Genomic DNA, 22,905 nt, shown 5'->3' with positions numbered 1-22,905 from the left:
GCGGTTTCACCGACGTTTCGGAACCGGGACGCGCGTGAGGTCGCGGGCCACGGTCAGCTCACCGTCGTAACCGGCCGCCCTCGCCTGCCGTTCGAACTCCTCGGGGTCCGGGTAGCGCTGGCTGAAGTGGGTCAGGACCAGGTGCCGTACGCCGGCGTCCCGGGCGACCCGCGCGGCCTGGCCGGCGGTGAGGTGGCCGTGGTCGGTGGCGAGGGTCTCGTCCTCGTCGAGGAAGGTGGACTCGATGACCAGCAGGTCGCAGTCCTCGGCGAGCGCGTGCACGCCCGCGCACAGCCGGGTGTCCATGACGAACGCGAACCGCTGGCCCCGGCGCACCTCGCTGACCTCGTCCAGCGGTACGCCGTTCAGCGTGCCCTCCCGCTGGATGCGGCCGACGTCGGGGCCCTTGATGCCGTGCGCGGCCAGGCGCTCGGGCAGCATGCGGCGGCCGTCGGGCTCGATGAGGCGGTAGCCGTACGACTCGACGGGGTGGGACAGCCTGCGGGCGTCCAGCGTGTAGGCGGGGGTGACCGCCAGCGGCCCGTCGGTGCCGACCGGCGCCTCGGTGAGGGCGACCGTCTCGCGGTAGGCGGTGGCGTACCGCAGGCGGTCGAAGAAGCGCTGACCGGAGCGCGGGTAGTGGGCGGTGACCTCGTGCGGGACCTGGTCGAGGTTGATCCGCTGGATGACGCCGGCCAGGCCCAGGCTGTGGTCGCCGTGGAAGTGCGTGACGCAGATCCGGTTCAGGTCGTGGGCGGCTACCCCGGCGCGCAGCATCTGGCGCTGCGTGCCCTCGCCGGGGTCGAACAGGATGCCCTCGCCGTCCCAGCGCAGCAGGTAGCCGTTGTGGTTGCGGTGCCGGGTCGGGACCTGGCTGGCGGTGCCGAGGACGACGAGTTCACGTACGGACATCGTGGGCGTTCCGAGTCGTCCGGGTCATCCGGGGGGCCACTGGAGGCCGCGGCCGCCGAGGACGTGGGCGTGGGTGTGCCAGACGGTCTGGCCCGCGCCGCTACCGGTGTTGAAGATCGTGCGGTAGCTGTCCAGCTTCTCCTGCTCGGCGACCGCCTGGGTCTCGCGCAGGACGTCCGCGGCCAGCTCCGGGGCGCCGGCGGCGAGGGCCGCGGCGTCCCGGTAGTGGGCCTTGGGGATCACCAGGACGTGGGTGGGCGCCTGGGGGTTGATGTCCCGGAACGCGACGGTCGTGTCCGTCTCACGGACGATCGTCGCGGGGATCTGGCCTGCGACGATCTTGCAGAACAGGCAGTCGTCCTGTGGTTCCCCTGTCATGGGGTTCTCCTCACGCCGGTGATCTTCTACGGCATCGTATCCGCCGGGCCTCGCACGGCCGCCGCGCCCGGCTCGGGTCACGGCAGGGTCGGCGGGGTCTTGGCCGGGGTCTCCTCCAGGGCCGCGAGCGCGAGCCTGACCGCCTCGTCGAGTTGCGGGTCGCGGCCCGCCGCGTGGTCCTGGGGGCGCTGCGGGACCTCCACGTCGGGGTCGACGCCGTGGTTCTCCACGCCCCAGCCGTAACCCTCCAGCCAGAAGGCGTACTTGGGCTGGGTGACGAGGGTGCCGTCGACCAGCCGGTAGCGGCTGTCGATGCCGATGACGCCGCCCCAGGTGCGGGTGCCGACGACCGGCCCGATGCCGAGCGCCCTGATCGCGGCGTTGACGATGTCGCCGTCGGAGCCGGAGAACTCGTTGGCGACGGCGACGACCGGGCCGCGGGGCGCGTCCAGCGGGTAGCTGGCCGGCCGCATGCCGCGCGGCAGGTCCCAGCCGACGATGCGCCGGGCGAGCTTCTCCACGACGAGCTGGGAGGTGTGGCCGCCGCGGTTCTCGCGGACGTCGACGACCAGGCCCTCCCGGGCCACCTCGACGCGCAGGTCGCGGTGGATCTGGGCCCAGCCGGGCGCCTGCATGTCGGGCACGTGCAGGTAGCCGAGCCGGCCGCCGGAGGTCTCGTGGACGTGGGCGCGGCGGTCGGCGACCCAGGCGTGGTAGCGCAGGGGCTCCTCGTCGGCGAGGGGGACGACCACGGCGTGCCGCGGCTCGCCGCCGCCGGACGGGGAGACGGTCAGCTCCACCGGCTTGCCCGCCGTGCCGACCAGCAGCGGCCCGGGTCCGGTGACCGGGTCCACGGGCTGCCCGGCGACCGCGACGATCGCGTCCCCGGCGCGTACGGCGACACCGGGCGCGGCGAGCGGGGAGCGGGCGTCGGGGTCGGAGGTCTCCGAGGGCAGCACGCGGTCGATCCGCCAGGTGCCGTCCTCGTGCCGGGAGAGGTCGGCGCCGAGCAGGCCCTGCCGGGCGCCGGAGCCGTGGCCGCCGCGCGGGGTGACGTAGGCGTGCGAGGTGCCCAGTTCGCCCTGCACCTCCCACAGGAGGTCGACCAGGTCGTCGTGGGTGGCGAGGCGGTCCAGGACGGGCCGGTAGCGGTCCAGGACGCCGTCCCAGTCGACGCCGTTCATGTCGGGCCGCCAGAAGTGGTCCCGCATGATGCGGCCGGTCTCGTCGTACATCTGCCGCCACTCGGCGGCCGGGTCGACTCTCTGGCGGACGCGGCCCAGGTCGACGGTGATGTTGGTGTCGCTGTCCTCGTCGCCGGAGGCCCGCCGGTCGCTGGGCACGACCTTGAGCCGTCCGTCGGTCCACAGCAGGACCCGCTTGCCGTCGCCGCTGACCTCGAAGTGGTCGGCGTCGCCGGCGAGGTGCTCGACGCGCCGCTGGGCGAGGTCGTAGCGCTCCAGCTCGGTGTGCGGGTCGGGGTCGTCCGGGTTGGCGCGGGAGGCGCCGAGGACGCCGGTGACCGGGTGGCGCAGCCACAGGACGCCGTCCTTGGCGGCGCGCAGCCGGGAGTAGCGGGCGGCCTCGACCGGGAAGGGCACGATGCGGTCGGCGAGCCCTTCGAGGTCGATCCGGGTGGTCGGGGTGCCCTCGCTGTCGGGGGTCTCGTCCCGGTCCGGGGTCTCGAAGGGGCGGCCGTGGCGCTGCGGGCCGAAGGGCGAGGGGGTGGTCGCGGCGAGCGTGATCAGGTACGGGCGGGCGCCCTCGACGAAGGCCAGGTCGAAGACGTGCTCGTCGTAGACCGGGTCGAAGGAGCGGGTGGAGAGGAAGGCGAGGTGCTTGCCGTCCAGCGTGAACGCCGGGGAGTAGTCCTTGAAGCGCAGCGGGGTCGCCTCGGTCACCGACAGGTCGGTGGTGTTGGCGAGTTTGAGCTGGCGCAGCGGGTCGGGGCCGGGGTGGGACCAGGCGAGCCAGGAGGAGTCGGGCGAGAAGACCAGCCCGGTGGCGTCGCCGTCCTCGCTCCGGTCGACCTCGCGGACCTCGCCGCTCTCCCGTTCGACGAGCAGGACGCGTCCGTCGTGCGAGGCGACGGCGGCGCGGCTGCCGTCGGGTGCCATGGCGAGGTTCAGGACCCGGCCGAGCTGTCCGGCGGCGATGCGGCGCGCGGTGGCGCCGGGCGCGAGGCCGGTGGCGGGCGCGAACTCCAGGGCGTCGTCGCCCTCGGCGTCCGTCACCCACACCACCCATTCCTCGCCGTCGGCGCGGAAGGCGCGCGGCAGCCGGGTGCGCACGCCGGGCGTCGCCGCGAGCGCGCGGGCCGGGCCCGAGCGGTGGGTGACCCAGTGCACGGCGCCGCGCACGGCGACCGCGCTGCCGCGTCCGGTGTGGTCGGGGGAGGCGGAGCCGAACCAGCGGGCGGCGTGGAGAGGGTGGGGCTGGAGGTCGACGCGCGGGCCGCCGAGGCGGATGTCGAGGCGGCGCGGCTCGGCGCCGTCCAGGTCGTCCAGCGTCCACAGCTCACCGGCGCTGGAGTAGACGACGCGGGTGCCGTCGGTCGCGGCGTGCCGGGCGTAGAAGCCCTCGAGAGGGGTGTGCCGGCGCAGGTCGGAGCCGTCGGCGAGGGAGGAGTACAGCGCGCCGGTGCCCTCGTGGTCGGAGAGGAACGCGATCCGGTCGCCGGCCCAGAAGGGGTACTCGATGTTGCCGTCGAGGTCCTCGTGGAGCCGGACGAACTCGCCGTCGTCCTCGGCGTCGATCCACAGCTTGCCCGCGGTGCCGCCCCGGTAGCGCTTCCACCAGGCGGCCTCGCGGCCCATCGGCGCGGACAGCAGCACGGTGTGCGGCCCGCGGGCGACGTCGCCGACGGGCCCGTACGGCAGGGTGGCGGCGGGTCCGCCGTCGAGCGGGACGGCGCGCGCCCAGGTGCGGCGCAGGCTGGCCTGCCCGTAGGAGCTGATGGCGAGGACGCGTCCGTCGGGGGTCCAGCCGCGCACCTGGGTCTTCAGACTGCCCCAGTGGGTGAGGCGCTCGGCGGGGCCGCCGTCGACGGGCGCGACGTGCACCTCGGGGGCGCCGTCGCGGGTGGAGGTCCAGGCGACGGTGGTGCCGTCGGGCGAGACGCGGGGGTGGTTGACCGGCACGTTGTCGGCGCTGACCCGCCAGGCCCGGCCGCCGTCGAGCGGGGCGAGCCACACGTCGTCCTCGGCGGTGAAGGCGACCAACTCGCCGTGCGGGTGCGGAAAGCGGAGGTAGGCAGGCGCTGCGGGCTGTGTCACCCCCTCAGCCTATGCAGGGGCGGGTCCGGCCGACAGAGGTTTGGATCACTTGCCGGCCACCGGGCCGCCGGGCTATTTGCCCTCGACCGGCCGGCAGTGCGGGTCGTCCGGGCACCAGATGGTGCGGGTGACGGTCACCGTGGGACCCGGCCGGTGCTCGGAGGGCCGGTTCGCGGGCGGCGCGCTCGTCGCGTCGCAGTCCCCCAGCCCGTCGACGCGGAACCACTGCCTGCCGTCCACCTTCGCGGTGAGGTCACCGCGTACGCAGGCGCCGTTGACGGCCCGGGTCACCTCGCCCTCGACGGTGATCTCCTTACCGTCGTCGGTGCGGCCCTCGCAGTCGACCGAGGCGACGGTGTCCTCGCTCGCCGGGGCGGTGCCGTCCCCGCCCTCGCCCTCGACGGAGGCGGTGCACGTGAGCCACCTCACCTCCGCCTGCCGCCGCTCCAGTTCGCGGGTCACGGTCTGGTCGGTCGTGTACGCCACGGACGCGGAACCGAGTCCCCCCGGTTCGCACGCGGCGACGCCGCCGACGGCCACGACCGCGCCGACGGCCACCGGAGCCACTCGTCGAATCCGCCTCAACGCCCCCATGGAGGGCAGCCTGCCACCGGCGCGGCGCCGGCGGTAGGGCGCATACGGCCACTCCTCACCACCGCGGCGGGACGGGCGGCGCGGGCCGGACGGCGCGGTCCGCCGCCCGGTGCCGGCGGCCGCCCGTCAGGACCAGCGGCCGGTACGGGCCAGGAGTACGGCGGCCGCGGCGGTGCCCGCGGTGGAGGTGCGCAGGACACTGCGTCCCAGCCGGTAGGGCCTGGCTCCGGCCTCGGCGAAGAGCGCCAACTCCTCGGGCGAGACGCCGCCTTCGGGGCCGACGACCAGCACGATGTCGCCGGCGGCGGGGAGTTCGGCGGCGGCCAGGGGCTCGTCGCCGCTCTCGTGGAGTACGGCGGCGAAGTCGGCGTCGGCCAGAAGTGAGGCAACCCGCTTGCTCGTCGCCGCGTCCGCGACCTCGGGGAAGCGGACCCGGCGGGACTGCTTCCCGGCCTCCCGGGCCGTGGCCCGCCACTTGCCGAGCGCCTTGAGGCCCCGGTCGCCCTTCCACTGGGTGACGCACCGGGACGCCTGCCACGGCACGATCGCGTCGACGCCGACCTCGGTCATCGTCTCGACGGCCAGCTCTCCGCGGTCGCCCTTGGGCAGGGCCTGGACGACGGTGATGCGGGGCCGCTCCTCGGGCTCCTCGTGGACGCTTTCCAGGTCGGTGACGACCAGGCGGTCCTTGCCCTCGGCGGCCTTCACCACGCCCTCGGCCCAGTGCCCGCGCCCGTCGGTGAGGACGACGTCCTCACCGGGCCGCAGCCGCTTCACGGAGACGGCGTGCCGTCCCTCGGGGCCGTCGAGGACGTACTCGCCCCCGGGCAGCGCTCCCGGCGCCAGGGAGTCGACCACGAACACCGGTGCCGTCATCGGCCCGTCCCTCCCGTCAGGAAGTCCGACAACGCTGTCCCGGCGCCGGCGAGTTCGGCCGCCAGCACCTCCACGAGCTGTCCGGCGGGCAGCTCCCGGGCCATCCGGTGGCCCTGTCCCGCCCAGAGCGCCATGCCCTGCGCGTCGCCCGCCCTCGCGGCCGCCTTGCGCAGCGGCGCGGTCAGGTGGTGCAGCTCCGGGTAGGCGGCGGGGGCGTAGGGGCCGTGCTCGCGTACGAAGCGGTTGACCAGGCCGCGGGCGGGGCGGCCGGAGAAGGCGCGGGTCAGCTCGGTGCGGACGAACAGGGGGTTGGTCAGCGCCTGCTTGTGCAGGGCGTGCGCGCCGGACTCGGGGGTGGCGAGGAAGGCGGTGCCGAGCTGGGCCGCGTTCGCGCCGGCCGCGAGGACCGCGGCGATCTGGCCGCCGCGCATGATGCCGCCGGCGGCGATGACGGGCAGGCTCACCGCCTCCCGGACCTGGGCGACCAGCGACAGCAGTCCGGTGCCGGCGGCGCCCGTCTCCGGGTGGTCCCGGTGGGTGCCCTGGTGTCCGCCGGCCTCGGCGCCCTGCGCGATCACCGCGTCGGCGCCGGATCTCTCGACGGCGCGGGCCTCCTCCGCGGTGGTCGCGGTGACCAGGGCGAAGGTGCCGACGCGGTGCAGGGAGTCGACGACCTCACGGCTCGGGACGCCGAAGTGGAACGACACCACCGGCACCGGGTTGTCCAGCAGCACCGCGAGTTTGGTCTCGTAGCCGTCGTCCCGGCCGCTGTCGGGGTCGCCCAGCTCCGTCTCGTACCAGGCGGCCTCGCCGGCCAGCTGGTGGGCGTAGACACCGACGGAGGCGGGGTCGGGTGTCTCGGGCTGCGGCATGAAGAGGTTGACGCCGAAGGGGCGGCCCGTCAGTCCCCGCAGTTCCTTGATCTCCTGGTACATCCCGTCCGCGGTCTTGTACCCGGCGGCCAGGAATCCCAGCCCGCCCGCCTCGCAGACCGCGGCGGCGAGCCGGGGCACGGAGATGCCGCCCGCCATGGGCGCCTGCACGATCGGGTAGGGGAAGAGATCGGTCAGTGCGGAGGACATGAGCGCATGTTGTCACGTCCTCGGAACAAGTCCGAATCCGGGCTTCCGTTGGCATAGGCCAGGAGCATCCACCACGAAACGCCTCCGGCGGAGGCACGGGAAAGCCCCTGACGGTGATCACCGTCAGGGGCTTTCCGAGGTCGTCCCCGGGTCGTCGACAGGTCGTCCCCGGGTCGTCGACAGGTCGCGCGAGGAGCTGTCAGCGTCCGTTGAACGCGTCCTTCAGCCGGGAGAACAATCCCTGCTGGCCGGGCTGGAACTGCCCGGTCGGGCGCTCCTCGCCGCGGAGTTTGGCCAGCTCGCGCAGGAGGCGCTCCTGTTCGACGTCGAGCTTGGTCGGGGTGGTGACCTCGACGTGGACGATGAGGTCGCCCCGGCCGCCGCCGCGCAGGTGGGTGACGCCCCGGCCGTGCAGCGGGATCGACTGGCCGGACTGGGTGCCCGGGCGGATGTCGACCTCCTCCATGCCGTCGAGCGTCTCCAGCGGCACCTTCGTGCCGAGGGCCGCCGCCGTCATCGGGATGGTGACCGTGCAGTGCAGGTCGTCACCGCGGCGCTGGAAGGTCGAGTGCGGCAGCTCGTGGATCTCGACGTACAGGTCGCCGGCGGGGCCGCCGCCGGGGCCGACCTCGCCCTCGCCCGCGAGCTGGATCCGCGTGCCGTTGTCGACGCCCGCCGGGATCTTCACGGTCAGCGTGCGCCGGGAGCGGACCCGGCCGTCGCCCGCGCACTCGGGGCACGGGGTCGGGACCACGGTGCCGAAGCCCTGGCACTGCGGGCAGGGCCGCGAGGTCATGACCTGGCCCAGGAAGGACCGGGTGACCTGCGAGACCTCACCGCGGCCGCGGCACATGTCACACGTCTGGGCCGACGTGCCGGGCGCCGCGCCCTCGCCGTTGCAGGTGTTGCAGACGACGGCCGTGTCGACCTGGATGTCCTTGGTCGTCCCGAACGCGGCCTCGTCCAGCTCGACCTCGATGCGGATCATCGCGTCCTGGCCCCGGCGGGTGCGCGAGCGCGGCCCGCGCTGCGACGCCGTACCGAAGAAGGCGTCCATGATGTCCGAGAAGTTCCCGAAGCCACCCGCGCCGAAGCCGCCCGCGCCACCGCCGGCGGCCTGCGAGAGGGGGTCGCCGCCGAGGTCGTAGACCTGCTTCTTCTGCGGGTCCGACAGCACCTCGTAGGCGGCGTTGATCTCCTTGAACCGCTCCTGGGTCTTCGGATCGGGGTTGACGTCCGGGTGCAGCTCGCGGGCGAGCCTCCGGAACGCCTTCTTGATCTCGTCCTGGGAAGCGTCGCGGCGCACGCCGAGTACGGCGTAGTAGTCCGTGGCCACCTACGACTCCGCCAGGATCTGTCCGACGTACCGTGCCACTGCGCGTACCGCTCCCATCGTTCCCGGGTAGTCCATGCGGGTCGGTCCGACCACGCCGAGCTTGGCAACCGCCTCGCCGCCCGAACCGTAGCCCACCGACACGACGGACGTGGAGTTGAGTCCCTCGTGGGCGTTCTCATGACCGATACGGACGGTCACGCCCGGATCCTTCGCCTCGCCCAGCAGCTTGAGGAGCACGACCTGCTCCTCCAGCGCCTCGAGGACGGGCCGGATCACCAGGGGGAAGTCGTGCCCGAAGCGGGTCAGATTGGCGGTGCCGCCGATCATGAGCCGCTCCTCGTTCTCCTCGACCAGCGTCTCCAGGAGAGTGGAGAGCACCGTCGAGACCGTACCGCGGTCCTCGGCCTCGAAGGCGTCGGCCAGGTCCTCCACCAGGCTCGGCACGTCCGAGAACCGGCGCCCGGCGACCCTGCTGTTGAGCCGCGCCCGCAGGTCCGCGAGGGACGCCTCGCCGAACGGCGCCGGACAGTCGACCATCCGCTGCTCGACCCGGCCGGTGTCCGTGATCAGCACCAGCATCAGCCGCGCGGGCGCCAGCGACAGCAGCTCCACGTGCCGCACGGTCGAGCGGGTCAGCGACGGGTACTGCACGACGGCGACCTGCCGGGTGAGCTGCGCGAGCAGCCGCACCGTGCGGGCCACCACGTCGTCCAGGTCGACGGCGCCCTCCAGGAAGTTCTGGATGGCACGCCGCTCGGGCGCGGTCATCGGCTTGACGCCGGCCAGCTTGTCGACGAAGAGCCGGTAGCCCTTGTCGGTCGGGATGCGCCCGGCGCTGGTGTGCGGCTGGGCGATGAACCCCTCGTCCTCCAGGGCCGCCATGTCGTTGCGCACGGTGGCCGGGGAGACGCCGAGGTTGTGCCGCTCGGTGAGGGCCTTGGAGCCGACCGGCTCCTCGGTGCCGACGTAGTCCTGGACGATGGCGCGCAGCACCTGGAGCCTGCGTTCACTGAGCATCGGCGCGCGCACCTCCAGAAGTCGTCCGCCCGGTGTCCTCTCTGGCACTCACGGCGCGCGAGTGCCAGCCTTCCCCGGCCCAGTGTACGGCCGTGGGGTACGCCCTCGGCAAGGCCGGTCACCGTCGCCGTGCCCGAAGGCGCCCTCCTCGATAGCGTCGCCGCCATGAGCGTGATGTGGGAAGACCTGGAGTGGGAGCGGTTGGCCCCGGGGGTGGGGCGCCGCCGGCTGCCGGGGTGGGACTGCACGGCGGGGCTGGTGGTCGGCGCGGGCGCGGCGCTGATGGTGGACGCCGGGTCGAGCCTGGCGGAGGGCGCTCGGCTGCGCACGTGGGCGCGGGAACTCACCGGCCACCGTGTGACGCATCTCGCCCTGACGCACCCGCACTTCGACCACGTCTTCGGCGCGGCGGCGTTCGCGGGGGTGGAGGTGTACGGCGCGGTGGGCACGGACGCGGTGTTCGCGCGGGGCGGACACGGGCGCGGGGCGCTGCGGGCGGACGCGGTGGCGGAGGGGCTCGACGCGGGGCAGGCGGAGGAGGCGGCCGACGCGCTCGTCGCCGTCCGGCACGAGGTGTGCGGCGAGTGGACGCTCGACCTGGGCGGCGGCCGGCAGGCGCTGCTCGCCAACGTGGGGCCGGGCCACACCGGCCACGACCTCGCGGTGCTGGTGCCGGGCGAGGTGGAGGTCGTCTTCTGCGGCGACCTGGTCGAGGAGTCCGGCGAACCGCAGGCGGGCCCCGACGCCGTACCGTCGCACTGGCCCGCCGCCCTGGACCGGCTGCTGGACCTCGGCGGCGAGGACGCGCTGTACGTGCCCGGTCACGGAGCGGTGGTGGACGCGGCGTTCGTACGGGCCCAACGGGACGCGCTGGCCGCCCGGTTCGGCGTGTCGCGCTGATCACGGCGCGCCCGTTTCTCGTATCGTCGGCAGAATGCGCCAGTACTCCGCCGACCTGACCCCTCCGTGGAAGAAACCGCAGCCGGTACCGGAGGTCCCGGCCGACCCCGGCCTGGTGGTCGAGGAGCCCGGCACCGGGTTCTGCGGGGCGGTGATCGGCTGCGAGGCGGGCACGGTGACGCTGGAGGACCGCTTCGGCAAGCACCGGGTGTTCCCGCTGGAGCCGCGCGGGTTCCTGCTGGAGGGACGGGTGGTGACGCTGGTCCGGCCGTCGTCCGGTCCGGTACGGCCCACGCGCACGGCGTCCGGTTCGGTGGCGGTCCCGGGGGCTCGCGCGCGCGTGGCCCGCGCCGGGCGCATCTACGTCGAGGGGCGGCACGACGCCGAGCTGGTCGAGAAGGTGTGGGGCGACGACCTGCGGATCGAGGGGGTCGTCGTGGAGTACCTGGAGGGCGTGGACGACCTGCCGTCGATCGTCGACGAGTTCGCGCCGGGTCCGGACGCGCGGCTGGGGGTCCTGGTGGACCACCTGGTGCCGGGTTCGAAGGAGTGGCGGATCGCGGAGGCGGTGACCAGCGAACACGCGCTGGTCGTGGGCCACCCCTACATCGACATCTGGGAGGCCGTGAAGCCGTCCTCCCTGGGCATCGAGGGCTGGCCCCGGGTACCGCGCGGCCAGGACTGGAAGACGGGCGTGTGCCGGGCGCTGGGCTGGCCGTCCGAGAACACCGGGGCGGTGTGGCAGGCGATCCTGGCGCGGGTGGGGTCGTACAAGGACCTGGAGCCGGAGCTGCTGGGACGGGTCGAGGAACTGATCGATTTCGTGACGACCTGAGCCAGCCCGTCCGGCGTTCCTCGATTCAGCCCGTCCGGCGTTCGAGGAGGGGGGTCCAGGGGCGGAGCCCCCGCGGCGGGGGCGACACCAGGCCGTTCAGTCCACCAGGTCCCGCACCACCGCGTCCGCCAGCAACCGCCCGCGCAGCGTCAGCACCGCGCTCCCCGCCTCGTACGGTCCCTCCTCCAGCAGCCCGTCGGACAGCGCCCGCCGCGACGCCGCGAGCCCCGCCTCCTTCAGGAGCGACAGCGGGACGCCCTCCCGCAGCCGCAGCTCCAGCAGGATCCGCTCCACCCGCCGGTCCTCGCCCGCCAGCACCTCGCGGCCCGCGCCGGGCGACTTCCCCGCCGCCAGCGCGCCCGCGTACGCGCCGGGGTGCTTCACGTTCCACCAGCGCACCCCGCCCACGTGGGAGTGCGCGCCCGGTCCCGCGCCCCACCAGTCGGCGCCCCGCCAGTACAGCTCGTTGTGCAGGCAGCGGCCCGCGTCGGAGGTCGCCCAGTTCGACACCTCGTACCAGTCGAAGCCCGCCGCCGACAGGGTCTCCTCGGCGATCAGGTACCGGTCGGCGTGGACGTCGTCGTCGGTCATCGGGACCTCGCCGCGCCGGATGCGGCGGGCCAGCTGGGTGCCCTCCTCGACGATCAGGGCGTACGCGGAGACGTGGTCGGGTCCGGCGCCGAGCGCCGCGTCCAGCGAGGCCCGCCAGTCGTCGTCGGTCTCGCCGGGGGTGCCGTAGATCAGGTCGAGGTTGACGTGGTCGAAGCCGGCCGCGCGGGCCTCGGCGACGCACGCCTCGGGGCGGCCCGGGGTGTGGGTGCGGTCGAGGATCCTCAGGACGTGCTGCCTCGCGCTCTGCATGCCGAAGGAGATCCGGTTGAAGCCGCCCTCGCGGAGGGTGGCGAGGTACGCCGGGTCGACCGACTCGGGGTTGGCCTCCGTCGTGATCTCCGCGTCGGCGGCGAGGCCGAACTCGTCCCGGATCGCGTGCAGCATCCGCACGAGGTCGCCGGCGGCCAGCAGTGTGGGCGTACCGCCGCCGACGAAGACCGTGCGGACCTCGCGGGGGTCGTCGCCGAGCACCTTGCGGGCCAGGCGGACCTCGTCGACCAGCGTCTCGGCGTAGTTGTCGCGGGAGGCGAGGACGCCGCCGGTGCCGCGCAGCTCGGTCGCGGTGTAGGTGTTGAAGTCGCAGTATCCGCAGCGGGTCGCGCAGTACGGGACGTGCAGGTAGAAGCCGAGGGGGCGGTCGGCGGCGCCGGCCAGCGCGGACGCCGGGAGGGCGCCGTCGGCGGGGACGGGTTCGCCGTCGGGGAGTGCGGAGGGCATGCGTTCCATTGTCCCGTACCGGCGCGCCTACTCCGCTTGCAGCACCAGCAGGGCCAGGTCGTCCTCCGGGGGCCGGGCCCCGAACTCGTGCACCAGCCGCCTGATGCGCTCGGCGACCAGTCCGGCGTCCAGCCCCGCGCACCCGGCGAGGGCCGCGGCGAGCCCGTCCCCGTCGTCGAACTGGCGCGAGCCGCTGCGCCGCTCGGTGACCCCGTCCGTGACGCACAGCAGGGTGTCCCCGGAGCGCAGCTCGAAGGTCTCGCTGGTGTACGTCGCGTCCTCGACCACGCCGAGCAGGGTCTGCGGCTCCGCGACCGCGCGCACGGTGCCGTCGGGGCCGAGGAGCAGGGGCAGCGGGTGTCCGGCGGAGGCCAGGGTGCAGCGGACGCCGCCGTCGAAGGGGACGAGTTCGCCGTAGAGCAGGGACAGGAAGCGGGTCTGCGGTCCGTCGCCCGGGGCAACCGGAGGGCCCGCGGCGACGAGGGCGCGGGCGGCGGCGTCCGCGGCCTCGGTGGCGTCGTCGAGGAGGAGCTGGTTGAGGCGGTCCAGGACGTCCGGCACGTCGTACCCCTCGCGGGCCAGCAGCCGCAGCCAGGGCCGGGCGAGGCCGATGACGACGGCCGCCTCGGGGCCCTTGCCCTGGACGTCTCCGACCGCGAAGCACCAGCGGCCGGCGCCGGCCGGGAAGAGGTCGTAGAAGTCGCCGCTGGGGCCGCCCTTGTCGCACGGTTCGTAGACGAGGGCGCTGCGCACGCCGGGGATCTCGGCGACGGCGCCCGGCAGCAGACCGCGCTGGAGGACGGCGCTGATGGTGGCCTGCCGGGCGTACTGGCGGGCGGCTCCGATGGCGAGCGCGACCCGGCGGCTGAGGTCCTCGACCAGGCCGCTGATCTCCTCCGGGAAGCCGGCGGTGCCGGTCCGTCCGATGACCAGGGTGCCCAGGGGGCGGCCGCCGGCGACCAGGCGGTAGGCGAGCGCGGAGCCCTCGGTGCCGTTCGGGCCGAGCGCCTCGCCGGGCCAGGGGTGGGCGACGGGGCCGGAGCGCCAGGGGTCGCGCGGGCGGGGCGGGTCCTTCTCCAGGGCCCGGCGCAGTTCCTCGATGTGGCTCTCGCTGCCGTGCCAGACGCGGGCCAGCCGGGCTCCCACGGCCGCGCCGGGCACGTCGCTCCAGGCGCCGCGGCCCAGCGACTCGTCCTCCAGCCACACCGCGCACCAGTCGGCGAGCCGCGGCACGATCAGCTGACCGGTGAGGGAGGCGACGAGGTCCTCGTCGAGCTGGCCGGCCAGGAGGTCGGACGCCTCGGCGAGGAAGGACAGGGCGCCCCGCCCGAGCCACTCCCGGTCCCGCACGCCGCGCCGCCCGGTGCCGTCCTGGGCCTCCGGGCCGTACGGACGGGCCGTGCCGTCCCCGCCGTACGGGCGGGCCGTGCCGTCCTCGTGCTCGGGACCGTGCGGACGGACCGTGCCGTCGCGGCCGCCGGTGTACGCGTCGGTCTGCTCGGCGAGCGTCCCGGCGGCCTCCGCCGGCTCCGCGCCCGCGGCCGGAAGGGACGCCCACACCGTCTTCGCACCCGGGCGGTAGGTGATGCCCCAGGCCTCCGAGAGCGTGGCGACGAGCCGCAGGCCGCGCCCGTACTCGGGGGTCTCGTGCGGCGTCTCCGGGTCGCCGCACCTCGGAGCGCGGGAGGGGTGGTGGTCCGTGGCCTCGACCACCAGGGTGCCGGTCTCCGCCAGGCGGCACACCACCTCGACGTCGGTGCCGGCGTGCACGACGGCGTTGGTGACCAGCTCGCTGACGACCACCAGGGCGTCGGCGGCGAGGTGTTCGGTCAGCAGTTCCGTGCCGGGCAGGCCGAGCGCGGACCAGTCGGCCAGCGCCGCCCGCACCATCGCGCGGGCGGCGCCCGGCGCCAGGGAGCTTCCGAGCAGGGTCACGTGCGCCCGCGCGCACTCCTGGGCGGACGGCACAGCGGACGGCACAGTGGGATGCGCGGGCGCTCCACTGGCGCGGGAGACGGTCTCCCGTTGCGTCGGAATGGCCCCCATGGACGGCTCCCCGGGCAGTACGTGCGAACACCTCGCAGTCGATGCCGACAGAGTGACAGACCGACCCCGCCCATAAGCGCCGAGTTACCGAAGTGGCCCGCCAGGGGTGAGAACCGTGCTAGGCAAGCGTTCGAAGGCAGCCCCGAAGGCGCCCCCGGAAACGTCCCGAAGACGCCCCCGAAGTCGCTCCTACGCCTCGCGCGAGCCCTCGTACATCTCCTCGATCAGGTGCTTGTACTCCCGCTCCACCACCGGCCGCTTCAGCTTCAGGCTCGGGGTGATCTCGCCGTGCTCGACGTCGAGGTCGCGGGGCAGCAGGCGGAACTTCTTGATGGTCTGCCAGCGCTGGAGGTCCTCGTTCAGCTCCTTCACGTAGCCGTCGACCATCTCGACGGTCACGGGGGCCGCGACGATCTCCGCGTAGGGCTTGCCCGCCAGGCCGTTCTCCTTGGCCCACTCGGTGATCGCGATCTCGTCGAGGGCGATGAGCGCGGTGCAGAAGTTCCGGTCGGCGCCGTGCACCAGGATGTTGGAGACGTAGGGGCAGACCGCCTTGAACCGGCCCTCGACCTCGGCGGGCGCGATGTACTTGCCGCCCGAGGTCTTGATGAGGTCCTTCTTGCGGTCGGTGATGCGCAGGTAGCCGTCGGGAGACAGCTCGCCGATGTCGCCGGTGTGGAACCAGCCGTCGGCCTCCAGCACCTCGGCGGTCTTCTCGGGCAGCTTGTGGTAGCCCTCCATGATGCCGGGGCCGCGCAGCAGGATCTCGCCGTCGTCGGCGATGCGCACCTCGGTGCCGGGCAGCGGCTTGCCGACCGTGCCGGTGCGGTAGGCCTCGCCGGGGTTCACGAAGGACGCGGCGGAGGACTCGGTGAGGCCGTAGCCCTCCAGGATGTGGATGCCGGCGCCGGCGAAGAAGTAGCCGATCTCCGGGGCGAGCGCGGCCGACCCGGACACGCAGGCGCGCAGGTTGCCGCCGAACGCCTCGCGGATCTTGGCGTAGACCAGCTTGTCGGCGACGGCGTGCTTGGTGCGCAGGCCCGCGGGGGCGCTCGCGGTGCCGGTGCGCTTGAAGTTGTCCTGGGTGACCTTGGCGTACTCGCGGGCGACGCCGGCGGCCCACTGGAAGATCTTGTACTTGGCTCCGCCGCCCGCCCGGGCCTTGGCCGCGACGCCGTTGTAGACCTTCTCGAAGATGCGGGGCACGGCCGCCATGTAGGTGGGCCGGACGACCGGCAGGTTCTCGATGATCTTGTCGACGCGGCCGTCGACGGCGGTGACGTGACCGGCCTCGATCTGGCCGGAGGTCAGCACCTTGCCGAAGACGTGCGCGAGCGGCAGCCACAGGTACTGCACGTCGTCCCCGGCGACCAGGCCGGTCGCCGCGATCGCCTTCGCCATGTACGACCAGTTGTCGTGCGGGAGGCGCACACCCTTGGGCCGGCCGGTCGTGCCGGAGGTGTAGATGAGGGTGGCCAGCTGGTCCTTGGTGAGCGCGCCGACGCGCTCCTTGACCAGCTCCGGCTCCTTCTCCAGGCGGGCCGCGCCCCGGCGCTCCAGCTCCTCGAGGGTGAGGACCCAGTCCTCGGTGGTGTCGGCGCCGGTCGCGTCGATCACCACGACGTGGGTGAGGTCGGGCAGCTCGGCCCGCTTCTCCTTCGCCTTGGCGAGCTGAGCGGCGTCCTCCGCGATCAGCACCCTGCTCTCGGAGTCGGAGAGGATGTACGCCGACTCCTCGGCGTTGGTCTGCGGGTAGACCGTGGTGGTCGCCGCGCCCGCGCACATGATGCCGAGGTCGGCGAGGATCCACTCCAGCCGCGTCGCGGAGGCCAGCGCGACGCGCTGCTCGGGCCGCACGCCCAGCTCGATCAGGCCGGCGGCGATCGCGTACACCCGTTCGGCCGCCTGGGCCCAGGTCAGCGACTTCCAGTCGTCCGGGCCACTGCCCGAGGCCGACGGCACCGGGTAGCGGTAGGCCTCGGCGTCCGGCGTGGCCGCCACCCGCTCCAGGAAGAGTCCCGCCACGGAGGGCGGACGGTTCTCGATCAGTGTCTGTGTGTCGCTCACGACATCCTCCGTGGGCCCGCGACGGCGCGGCTTGCTCAGGTGCGGCTGGATTTCACTCTCGGGCGTGTTCAGGCAGTGGCTCGGACAGGTGCCCGATCACTTGTTTAACTCACGAGTAACTACGGGGCAGGCATCAGATTAAAGGGCGTCCGGCCTCGGCGTAAGACTCCGCACCCTGTCACTTCCTACAGATGCCCGCCCGTGACATGCGAAAGGACCCGCCGCGCTTTCGCACGACGGGCCCTTTCGTGACCGCTTTGCCCGAAGTCGGCCGGACTCGGCCGGGCTCGGCGCGCGATGGCGCGGCTACTTCTTGCCCTTGCCCGACCCCGCGCTGTCATCGCTGGACAGGACCGCGATGAAGGCCTCCTGCGGAACCTCCACGGAACCCACCATCTTCATCCGCTTCTTGCCTTCCTTCTGCTTCTCCAGCAGCTTCCGCTTACGGGAGATGTCACCGCCGTAGCACTTGGCGAGGACGTCCTTGCGGATGGCGCGGATGGTCTCGCGGGCGATCACCCGGGAGCCGATGGCGGCCTGGATGGGCACCTCGAAGGCCTGGCGCGGGATCAGCTCGCGCAGCTTGGCGACGAGCCGTACGCCGTACGCGTAGGCCGCGTCCTTGTGGGTGATCGCCGAGAAGGCGTCCACCTTGTCGCCGTGCAGCAGGATGTCGACCTTGACCAGGCTGGAGGTCTGCTCACCGGTGGGCTCGTAGTCCAGGGACGCGTAACCGCGCGTCTTGGACTTCAGCTGGTCGAAGAAGTCGAAGACGATCTCGGCGAGCGGGAGGGTGTAGCGGATCTCGACCCGGTCCTCGGAGAGGTAGTCCATGCCGAGCAGCGTGCCGCGCCGGGTCTGGCACAGCTCCATGATCGAGCCGATGAACTCGGTGGGCGCGAGGATCGTGGCGCGCACGACCGGCTCGTACACCTCGTTGATCTTGCCCTCGGGGAACTCGCTCGGGTTGGTGACGGTGTGCTCGGTGCCGTCCTCCATGATCACGCGGTAGACCACGTTGGGCGCGGTGGCGATCAGGTCGAGGCCGAACTCGCGCTCCAGCCGCTCGCGGATCACGTCGAGGTGGAGCAGGCCGAGGAAACCGACGCGGAAGCCGAAGCCGAGGGCGGCGGAGGTCTCCGGCTCGTAGACCAGGGCGGCGTCGTTGAGCTGGAGCTTGTCCAGCGCCTCGCGCAGCTCGGGGTAGTCGGAGCCGTCCAGCGGATACAGGCCGGAGAAGACCATCGGCCTCGGGTCCTTGTAGCCGCCGAGCGCTTCCGTGGCGCCCTTGTGCTGACTGGTGACGGTGTCGCCGACCTTGGACTGGCGGACGTCCTTCACGCCGGTGATCAGGTAACCCACCTCGCCGACGCCGAGCCCGTCGGCGCCGAGCATCTCCGGCGAGTTGGTGCCGATCTCCAGCAGCTCGTGGGTGGCGCCGGTCGACATCATCCTGATGCGCTCGCGCTTGCCGAGCTGGCCGTCGATGACACGGACGTACGTCACGACACCGCGGTAGGAGTCGTAGACCGAGTCGAAGATCATCGCGCGGGCGGGGGCGTCCTTGACGCCGACCGGCGCCGGGACCTCGGCGACGACCTTGTCCAGCAGCACGTCGACGCCGAGGCCGGTCTTGGCGGAGACCTTGAGGACGTCGTCGGGTTCGCAGCCGACCAGGTTGGCGAGCTCCTCGGCGAACTTCTCCGGCTGCGCGGCCGGCAGGTCGATCTTGTTCAGCACCGGGATGATCGTGAGGTCGTTCTCCATCGCCAGGTACAGGTTGGCGAGGGTCTGCGCCTCGATGCCCTGGGCGGCGTCCACGAGGAGGATGGTGCCCTCGCACGCGGCCAGCGACCGCGAGACCTCGTACGTGAAGTCGACGTGCCCCGGGGTGTCGATCATGTTGAGGATGTGCGTACTGCTCTTGTCGTGGGTGGGGGCCCACGGCAGACGCACGGCCTGGGACTTGATCGTGATGCCGCGCTCGCGCTCGATGTCCATGCGGTCGAGGTACTGGGCGCGCATCTGCCGCTGCTCGACCACACCGGTGAGCTGGAGCATCCGGTCGGCGAGCGTGGACTTGCCGTGGTCGATGTGCGCGATGATGCAGAAGTTGCGGATCAGAGCCGGGTCGGTACGGCTCGGCTCGGGCACATGGCTAGGGATCGCGGGCACGCAGGGTCCTGATTCTTGAGGCGTCCGCAGTGTCTGCGGTCTCGGGTCGGATCGATACGTAGCTTCCATCGTCCCACGGGTGGGGAGCTGGGATGGGTTTGGGAGGGGCTGGAGGCGGGTTCGGGGCGGGTTCGCTCCCGGCCGGCCCCGCACCGCGGCCGGGTTTTGGGCGGCTCACCTGCCACTGGTAGTGTGGGGGGCTGTGTCTCTTGCCCTCTCAGCGCGAGGCACTCCTTCAAGAAATCATCGGCACGGGACCCTCGCGGCCTCGTGCCTGAACCTGCAAAGGCTCATTCGTGGCGAACATCAAGTCCCAGATCAAGCGGAACAAGACCAACGAGAAGGCCCGGCTGCGCAACAAGGCCGTCAAGTCCTCTCTGAAGACCGCGATCCGCAAGGCTCGTGAGGCCGCTGCCGCGGGCGACGTCGAGAAGGCCACCGAGTACCAGCGCGCCGCGTCGCGCCAGCTCGACAAGGCCGTCTCCAAGGGCGTCATCCACAAGAACCAGGCCGCCAACAAGAAGTCGGCGCTGTCGCAGAAGGTCGTCGCCCTCAAGGGCTGAACCTCTTATCTGGTCTGATCGCCGGAAGGACCCAGAGCGGGCCCTCTCTCATCCGCTCCCGTCCGGCACCCAGGATCCATGCGCGGCCTGCGTTCGCCACGCGGGCATGGATCCCCGAGCTTGATCCGAAGGCCCCGGTGGCCGTCCTTCCCCAGGACGGACGCCGGGGCCTTCGGTCTGCCCTGGGGGGCGGGGCGGGGCGGGCCTGGCGGGGGCGGGACGGTCCTGCCGGACCTGAAGGAGGGGGGAGGGGGGAGGGCTACGACCGTCCCCGGGAGCGTGCCGCCCGGGCGATGGTCACCACGGCCTTCTCCAGGACGTACTCGGGGTCGTCCGAGCCGCCCTTCACCCCCGCGTCCGCCTCGGCCACCGCGCGCAGGGCCACGGAGACACCGTCCGGCGTCCAGCCGCGCATCTGCTGCCGCACGCGGTCGATCTTCCACGGCGGCATCCCCAGCTCACGGGCGAGGTCGGCGGGGCGTCCGCCGCGGGCGGAGGACAGCTTGCCGATCGCCCGCACGCCCTGGGCGAGCGCGCTGGTGATCAGCACCGGCGCCACTCCGGTCGCCAGGGACCAGCGCAGCGCCTCCAGCGCCTCCGCGGCGCGCCCCTCGACCGCCCGGTCGGCGACCGTGAAGCTGGAGGCCTCGGCCCGCCCGGTGTAGTACCGCCCCACGACCGCCTCGTCGATCGTCCCCTCGACGTCGGCGGTGAGCTGGGACACCGCCGAGGCCAGCTCCCGCAGGTCGCTGCCGATGGCGTCGACCAGCGCCTGGCACGCCTCGGGGGTGGCCGACCGCCCCGCCGTGCGGAACTCCGTCCGCACGAAGGCCAGCCGGTCGGCGGGCTTGGTCATCTTCGGGCACGCCACCTCGCGCGCCCCCGCCTTGCGGGCGGCGTCCAGCAGGCCCTTGCCCTTCGCGCCGCCCGCGTGCAGCAGGACGAGCGTGATCTCCTCGGCGGGTGCGCCGAGGTAGGCCTTGACGTCCTTGACCGTGTCGGCGGACAGGTCCTGCGCGTTGCGTACGACCACGACCTTGCGCTCGGCGAAGAGCGAGGGGCTGGTGAGCTCGGCGAGCGTGCCGGGCTGCAACTGGTCCGGAGTCAGGTCGCGTACGTCCGTGTCGGCGTCGGCGGCCTTCGCGGCGGCCACCACCTCCTGCACGGCGCGGTCGAGCAGCAGGTCCTCCTGGCCCACGGCGAGGGTCACCGGGGCGAGAGGGTCGTCGTTCGCAGTCTTCCTGGCCATCGCGACAAGCATCGCACGCACCACCGACAACGGGCCCCGCCCGGGCGGGAAGGCCGGAGCGGCCCCGTGTTCCGGAGCGCCCCCGAGCCCCGGGGCGGCCTCAGGGCTCCTCGCGCCAGCCGTCCCACTCCCCCGCGAACGCGTCCAGCTCGCCCGGGTCCAGCCGCTCCCGCTCATCGCGCAGGACGACGAGCCACTGGGCGTCCTCGGCGTCGTCCTCGCCGGCCAGGGCGTCCCTGATCAGCTGGGGTTCCTCGTCGAGACCGAACCGTTCACCGAGGGCCTGGGCCGCCTCCTCGGCACTGTCGCGGTCGGGCAGCACCAGCACGTGTCTCACATCGCTCACGGGTGCCATTGTCGGACACGGCGCGCGGGCCGGAGCAGCAGGTCAGCCCTTGGGGACGATCTGCACGTCGAGGTCGACGCGGATGCTGGGACCGACCACGGCGATGCCGCGGGCCAGCATCGTCTGCCAGCTCACCGTGAAGTCGTCGCGGTGCAGTTCGGTGGTGGCGCGGCAGGCCGCCCGGGTCTCGCCCTCCATGCCGTTGCCGAGGCCGAGGTACTCGGCGTCCAGCGTGACGGTGCGGGTCACGCCGTGCAGGGACAACGCCCCCGTCACGGCCCACCGGTTGCCGCCCCGGTGCGCGAACCGGTCGCTGTAGAACTCCAGCGTCGGATAGCGCCGCACGTCCAGGAAGTCCCCCGAGCGCAGGTGGTCGTCGCGCATCCGCACGTTGGTGTCGATGGACGCCGCGTCGATGACCACGTGCATCGCCGAGTGCTCCATCTCGTCGGCGATCCGCACCGCGCCCGCGAAGGAGTTGAACCGGCCGTGGATCCGGGCCAGCCCGATGTGCCGGGCGGTGAACGCGATGGAGGAGTGGGTCGGCTCGATCTCCCAGTCGCCCGGCGCGGGCAGCTCCGGGGGCTGGGCCACCTGGAGGGTCACGTCACCGAGCGAGGCGAGCGTGTCCTCGGTGACCGTCACCGACGCCCGGTACGGCGTGTACCCCTCGGCGGACACCGCGAGCCGGTACTCCCCCGTCGGCACCGTCGCCACGAACGAGCCGAAGGGGTCGGTGCCGCCGCCGACCACCTTGCGCCCCATGGTGTCGCTGACGGAGAACTCCGCGTTGCTCACCGGCTCGCTGACGGGGTCCAGGACCCGGCAGCTCAGCACGCCCGCGTTCGGCGGGGTCCGCACCGCCGCCAGGGGCCCCGCCCGGTGCACCCGCTTCGTTCGGCTCTCCAGCCAGCGGCCGATCATCTGCGACACCCTCTGCACGACGTGACAAAACCAGTTGACGAAGGAACATTCGATCACTGTTGGGGCTTTCGAGGCAACACGGGACCACATCACGGGAAACCAGCACATGTGCTGGGAGTACGCACGAGTGGCCCCGAGTGCCCCGAATGGCATGCTCCGGGCGGAATTCCTACCGGTGGCGCACAGCGGGCACCCGGTCCAGGACGATGCCGAAGTGCTCCCGGTAGGCCGCCAGCACCTCCTCGTCCGTGCCCGGCACCCGCTCCTCCCGCCGGCCGTCGGCCGTCGTGGACGTGAGTCTGCGGCCGCTGAGCGTGATCCTGCCCCCGTCCTCCGTGACCCGCGAACACACCGGCGACCGGACGAAGTGCGACTCGGGTGAGGTGCTGTGCCACCACGCGCCGGACACGAAGTCGCCGAGCACCCTCGGCCGCGGCTCCAACCGGTACACCGGCTTCCCGTCGTGCAGCACGTCCAGGTCGGCCGTCCGCACCGAGTCGTGGTCGCCGCGCACCCCCGCCGCGTCCGGACCCGCCTCGGCGACCCGGAACGTGCCCCCGGGATCCTCCTGTTCGCCCCGCTCCGCGAACGCCAGCGGACCGTGGCTGTGCGCCCCGAACCCGACGTCGGCCAGCCAGTCGCCCCCGTCCACCGTCCGCACGAGCAGCGCCAGATGGTCGTAGGGGATGCCGAGCCGGCCGCCGTCCCCGTACACCCGCGCCGCGAGCAGCGTGACCTCGTACCCGAGGGCCGCGAGCAACGCGCCGAACAGCCCGTTGAGTTCGTAGCAGAACCCGCCCCGCCGCGCGCCCACCACCTTGTCCAGCAGCCGCTTCTCCTCCAGCACGATCTCCTCTCCCAGATGGACGGACAGGTTCTCGAACGGCACCCGCCGCAGATGACGCAGGTGCAGCTCGCGCAGGGCGTCGACGGTGGGCCACGCCGGGTACTCGGCCCCCAGGCGGCGGAGGTAGGCATCGGCCTGTGTTGCATCCATCCCC

Annotated in this window: 19 protein-coding genes; 3 read left to right on the top strand and 16 right to left on the bottom strand. The window is 73.0% G+C overall.

Translation table 11 applies throughout. The features are described 5' to 3' along the window. Window positions 1-6: 6 nt before the first annotated feature. From ACFIF2_RS06080 to hrcA, 8 genes are all read right to left on the bottom strand, one after another. Window positions 7-912, bottom strand: coding sequence for a ribonuclease Z (locus tag ACFIF2_RS06080; RefSeq protein ID WP_395571453.1), 906 nt, complete (start codon window positions 910-912; stop codon window positions 7-9). A gap of 24 nt (window positions 913-936) precedes the next feature. Further along, window positions 937-1,290, bottom strand: a complete 354-nt coding sequence (locus ACFIF2_RS06075; RefSeq protein ID WP_395571452.1) for a histidine triad nucleotide-binding protein — start codon at window positions 1,288-1,290, stop codon at window positions 937-939. 77 nt (window positions 1,291-1,367) lie between these two features. After that, window positions 1,368-4,511, bottom strand: coding sequence for a S41 family peptidase (locus tag ACFIF2_RS06070; protein ID WP_395571661.1), 3,144 nt, complete (start codon window positions 4,509-4,511; stop codon window positions 1,368-1,370). Window positions 4,512-4,637: 126 nt separating this feature from the next. Then, entirely contained in the window at window positions 4,638-5,159 is a 522-nt protein-coding gene (locus ACFIF2_RS06065) for a hypothetical protein (protein WP_395571451.1), read from the bottom strand. 126 nt (window positions 5,160-5,285) lie between these two features. After that, window positions 5,286-6,035 carry a 16S rRNA (uracil(1498)-N(3))-methyltransferase gene (locus ACFIF2_RS06060; RefSeq protein WP_395571450.1) on the bottom strand — a complete coding sequence of 250 codons (750 nt, stop codon included), beginning with the start codon at window positions 6,033-6,035 and terminating at the stop codon, window positions 5,286-5,288. Further along, window positions 6,032-7,117 (bottom strand): nitronate monooxygenase, encoded by a 1,086-nt coding sequence (locus tag ACFIF2_RS06055; protein WP_395571449.1) that lies wholly within the window; start codon window positions 7,115-7,117, stop codon window positions 6,032-6,034. The genes ACFIF2_RS06060 and ACFIF2_RS06055 overlap by 4 nt, the downstream gene beginning before the upstream one ends. Window positions 7,118-7,316: 199 nt before the next feature. Then, on the bottom strand, window positions 7,317-8,453 hold the full coding sequence (gene dnaJ, locus ACFIF2_RS06050; RefSeq protein WP_395571448.1) for a molecular chaperone DnaJ: 1,137 nt from the start codon (window positions 8,451-8,453) through the stop codon (window positions 7,317-7,319). Beyond that, on the bottom strand, window positions 8,454-9,470 hold the full coding sequence (gene hrcA / locus ACFIF2_RS06045) for a heat-inducible transcriptional repressor HrcA (protein ID WP_395571447.1): 1,017 nt from the start codon (window positions 9,468-9,470) through the stop codon (window positions 8,454-8,456). It abuts the gene before it with no gap. Window positions 9,471-9,635: 165 nt separating this feature from the next. Between hrcA and ACFIF2_RS06040 the strand changes: the two genes are divergently transcribed. Both ACFIF2_RS06040 and ACFIF2_RS06035 read left to right on the top strand, forming a co-directional pair. Then, window positions 9,636-10,370, top strand: a complete 735-nt coding sequence (locus tag ACFIF2_RS06040) for an MBL fold metallo-hydrolase (RefSeq protein ID WP_395571446.1) — start codon at window positions 9,636-9,638, stop codon at window positions 10,368-10,370. 34 nt (window positions 10,371-10,404) lie between these two features. Continuing rightward, on the top strand, window positions 10,405-11,205 hold the full coding sequence (locus ACFIF2_RS06035; RefSeq protein ID WP_395571445.1) for a DUF3097 domain-containing protein: 801 nt from the start codon (window positions 10,405-10,407) through the stop codon (window positions 11,203-11,205). Between the two features lie 96 nt (window positions 11,206-11,301). On the opposite strand, the gene hemW is transcribed toward ACFIF2_RS06035, so the two are convergent. The 4 genes from hemW to lepA form a co-directional block, all read right to left on the bottom strand. Continuing rightward, a complete protein-coding gene (hemW, locus tag ACFIF2_RS06030) occupies window positions 11,302-12,534 on the bottom strand; it encodes a radical SAM family heme chaperone HemW (protein ID WP_395571444.1) in 1,233 nt (410 codons plus the stop codon). Window positions 12,535-12,561: 27 nt separating this feature from the next. Beyond that, window positions 12,562-14,580 (bottom strand): SpoIIE family protein phosphatase, encoded by a 2,019-nt coding sequence (locus ACFIF2_RS06025; protein ID WP_395571443.1) that lies wholly within the window; start codon window positions 14,578-14,580, stop codon window positions 12,562-12,564. A gap of 189 nt (window positions 14,581-14,769) precedes the next feature. After that, window positions 14,770-16,647 (bottom strand): AMP-dependent synthetase/ligase, encoded by a 1,878-nt coding sequence (locus ACFIF2_RS06020; protein ID WP_395571442.1) that lies wholly within the window; start codon window positions 16,645-16,647, stop codon window positions 14,770-14,772. A 306-nt stretch (window positions 16,648-16,953) separates the two neighbouring features. Beyond that, the gene (gene lepA / locus ACFIF2_RS06015; protein ID WP_395571441.1) at window positions 16,954-18,822 is read right to left on the bottom strand and encodes a translation elongation factor 4; all 1,869 of its coding nucleotides are present in this window, start codon (window positions 18,820-18,822) and stop codon (window positions 16,954-16,956) included. Window positions 18,823-19,118: 296 nt separating this feature from the next. Between lepA and rpsT the strand changes: the two genes are divergently transcribed. Continuing rightward, on the top strand, window positions 19,119-19,385 hold the full coding sequence (rpsT, locus tag ACFIF2_RS06010) for a 30S ribosomal protein S20 (RefSeq protein ID WP_395571440.1): 267 nt from the start codon (window positions 19,119-19,121) through the stop codon (window positions 19,383-19,385). A 259-nt stretch (window positions 19,386-19,644) separates the two neighbouring features. On the opposite strand, the gene holA is transcribed toward rpsT, so the two are convergent. The 4 genes from holA to ACFIF2_RS05990 form a co-directional block, all read right to left on the bottom strand. Then, entirely contained in the window at window positions 19,645-20,634 is a 990-nt protein-coding gene (gene holA, locus ACFIF2_RS06005) for a DNA polymerase III subunit delta (RefSeq protein WP_395571439.1), read from the bottom strand. A 100-nt stretch (window positions 20,635-20,734) separates the two neighbouring features. After that, on the bottom strand, window positions 20,735-20,980 hold the full coding sequence (locus ACFIF2_RS06000; RefSeq protein ID WP_395571438.1) for a hypothetical protein: 246 nt from the start codon (window positions 20,978-20,980) through the stop codon (window positions 20,735-20,737). A 42-nt stretch (window positions 20,981-21,022) separates the two neighbouring features. Next, window positions 21,023-21,904 (bottom strand): YceI family protein, encoded by an 882-nt coding sequence (locus ACFIF2_RS05995; protein ID WP_395571660.1) that lies wholly within the window; start codon window positions 21,902-21,904, stop codon window positions 21,023-21,025. Between the two features lie 169 nt (window positions 21,905-22,073). After that, window positions 22,074-22,901 (bottom strand): arylamine N-acetyltransferase, encoded by an 828-nt coding sequence (locus tag ACFIF2_RS05990; RefSeq protein WP_395571437.1) that lies wholly within the window; start codon window positions 22,899-22,901, stop codon window positions 22,074-22,076. Window positions 22,902-22,905 lie beyond the last annotated feature (4 nt).

The sequence above is a fragment of the Streptomyces sp. BK79 genome, assembly GCF_044142145.1.
In the GTDB taxonomy this organism is placed as follows: domain Bacteria; phylum Actinomycetota; class Actinomycetes; order Streptomycetales; family Streptomycetaceae; genus Streptomyces.
Note: the sequence above shows the minus strand (reverse complement) of the source record. Positions and strands in the feature narration are given on the sequence as shown.

What these genes read in the sequence shown, in the direction of transcription:
- ACFIF2_RS06080 (WP_395571453.1), bottom strand. Translation starts at nt 912, where the DNA reads ATGTCCGTACGTGAACTCGTCGTCCTCGGCACCGCCAGCCAGGTCCCG.
- ACFIF2_RS06075 (WP_395571452.1), bottom strand. Translation starts at nt 1,290, where the DNA reads ATGACAGGGGAACCACAGGACGACTGCCTGTTCTGCAAGATCGTCGCA.
- ACFIF2_RS06065 (WP_395571451.1), bottom strand. Translation starts at nt 5,159, where the DNA reads ATGGGGGCGTTGAGGCGGATTCGACGAGTGGCTCCGGTGGCCGTCGGC.
- ACFIF2_RS06060 (WP_395571450.1), bottom strand. Translation starts at nt 6,035, where the DNA reads ATGACGGCACCGGTGTTCGTGGTCGACTCCCTGGCGCCGGGAGCGCTG.
- ACFIF2_RS06055 (WP_395571449.1), bottom strand. Translation starts at nt 7,117, where the DNA reads ATGTCCTCCGCACTGACCGATCTCTTCCCCTACCCGATCGTGCAGGCG.
- hrcA (WP_395571447.1), bottom strand. Translation starts at nt 9,470, where the DNA reads ATGCTCAGTGAACGCAGGCTCCAGGTGCTGCGCGCCATCGTCCAGGAC.
- ACFIF2_RS06040 (WP_395571446.1), top strand. Translation starts at nt 9,636, where the DNA reads ATGAGCGTGATGTGGGAAGACCTGGAGTGGGAGCGGTTGGCCCCGGGG.
- ACFIF2_RS06035 (WP_395571445.1), top strand. Translation starts at nt 10,405, where the DNA reads ATGCGCCAGTACTCCGCCGACCTGACCCCTCCGTGGAAGAAACCGCAG.
- hemW (WP_395571444.1), bottom strand. Translation starts at nt 12,534, where the DNA reads ATGCCCTCCGCACTCCCCGACGGCGAACCCGTCCCCGCCGACGGCGCC.
- ACFIF2_RS06025 (WP_395571443.1), bottom strand. Translation starts at nt 14,580, where the DNA reads ATGGGGGCCATTCCGACGCAACGGGAGACCGTCTCCCGCGCCAGTGGA.
- holA (WP_395571439.1), bottom strand. Translation starts at nt 20,634, where the DNA reads ATGGCCAGGAAGACTGCGAACGACGACCCTCTCGCCCCGGTGACCCTC.
- ACFIF2_RS05995 (WP_395571660.1), bottom strand. Translation starts at nt 21,904, where the DNA reads ATGATCGGCCGCTGGCTGGAGAGCCGAACGAAGCGGGTGCACCGGGCG.
- ACFIF2_RS05990 (WP_395571437.1), bottom strand. Translation starts at nt 22,901, where the DNA reads ATGGATGCAACACAGGCCGATGCCTACCTCCGCCGCCTGGGGGCCGAG.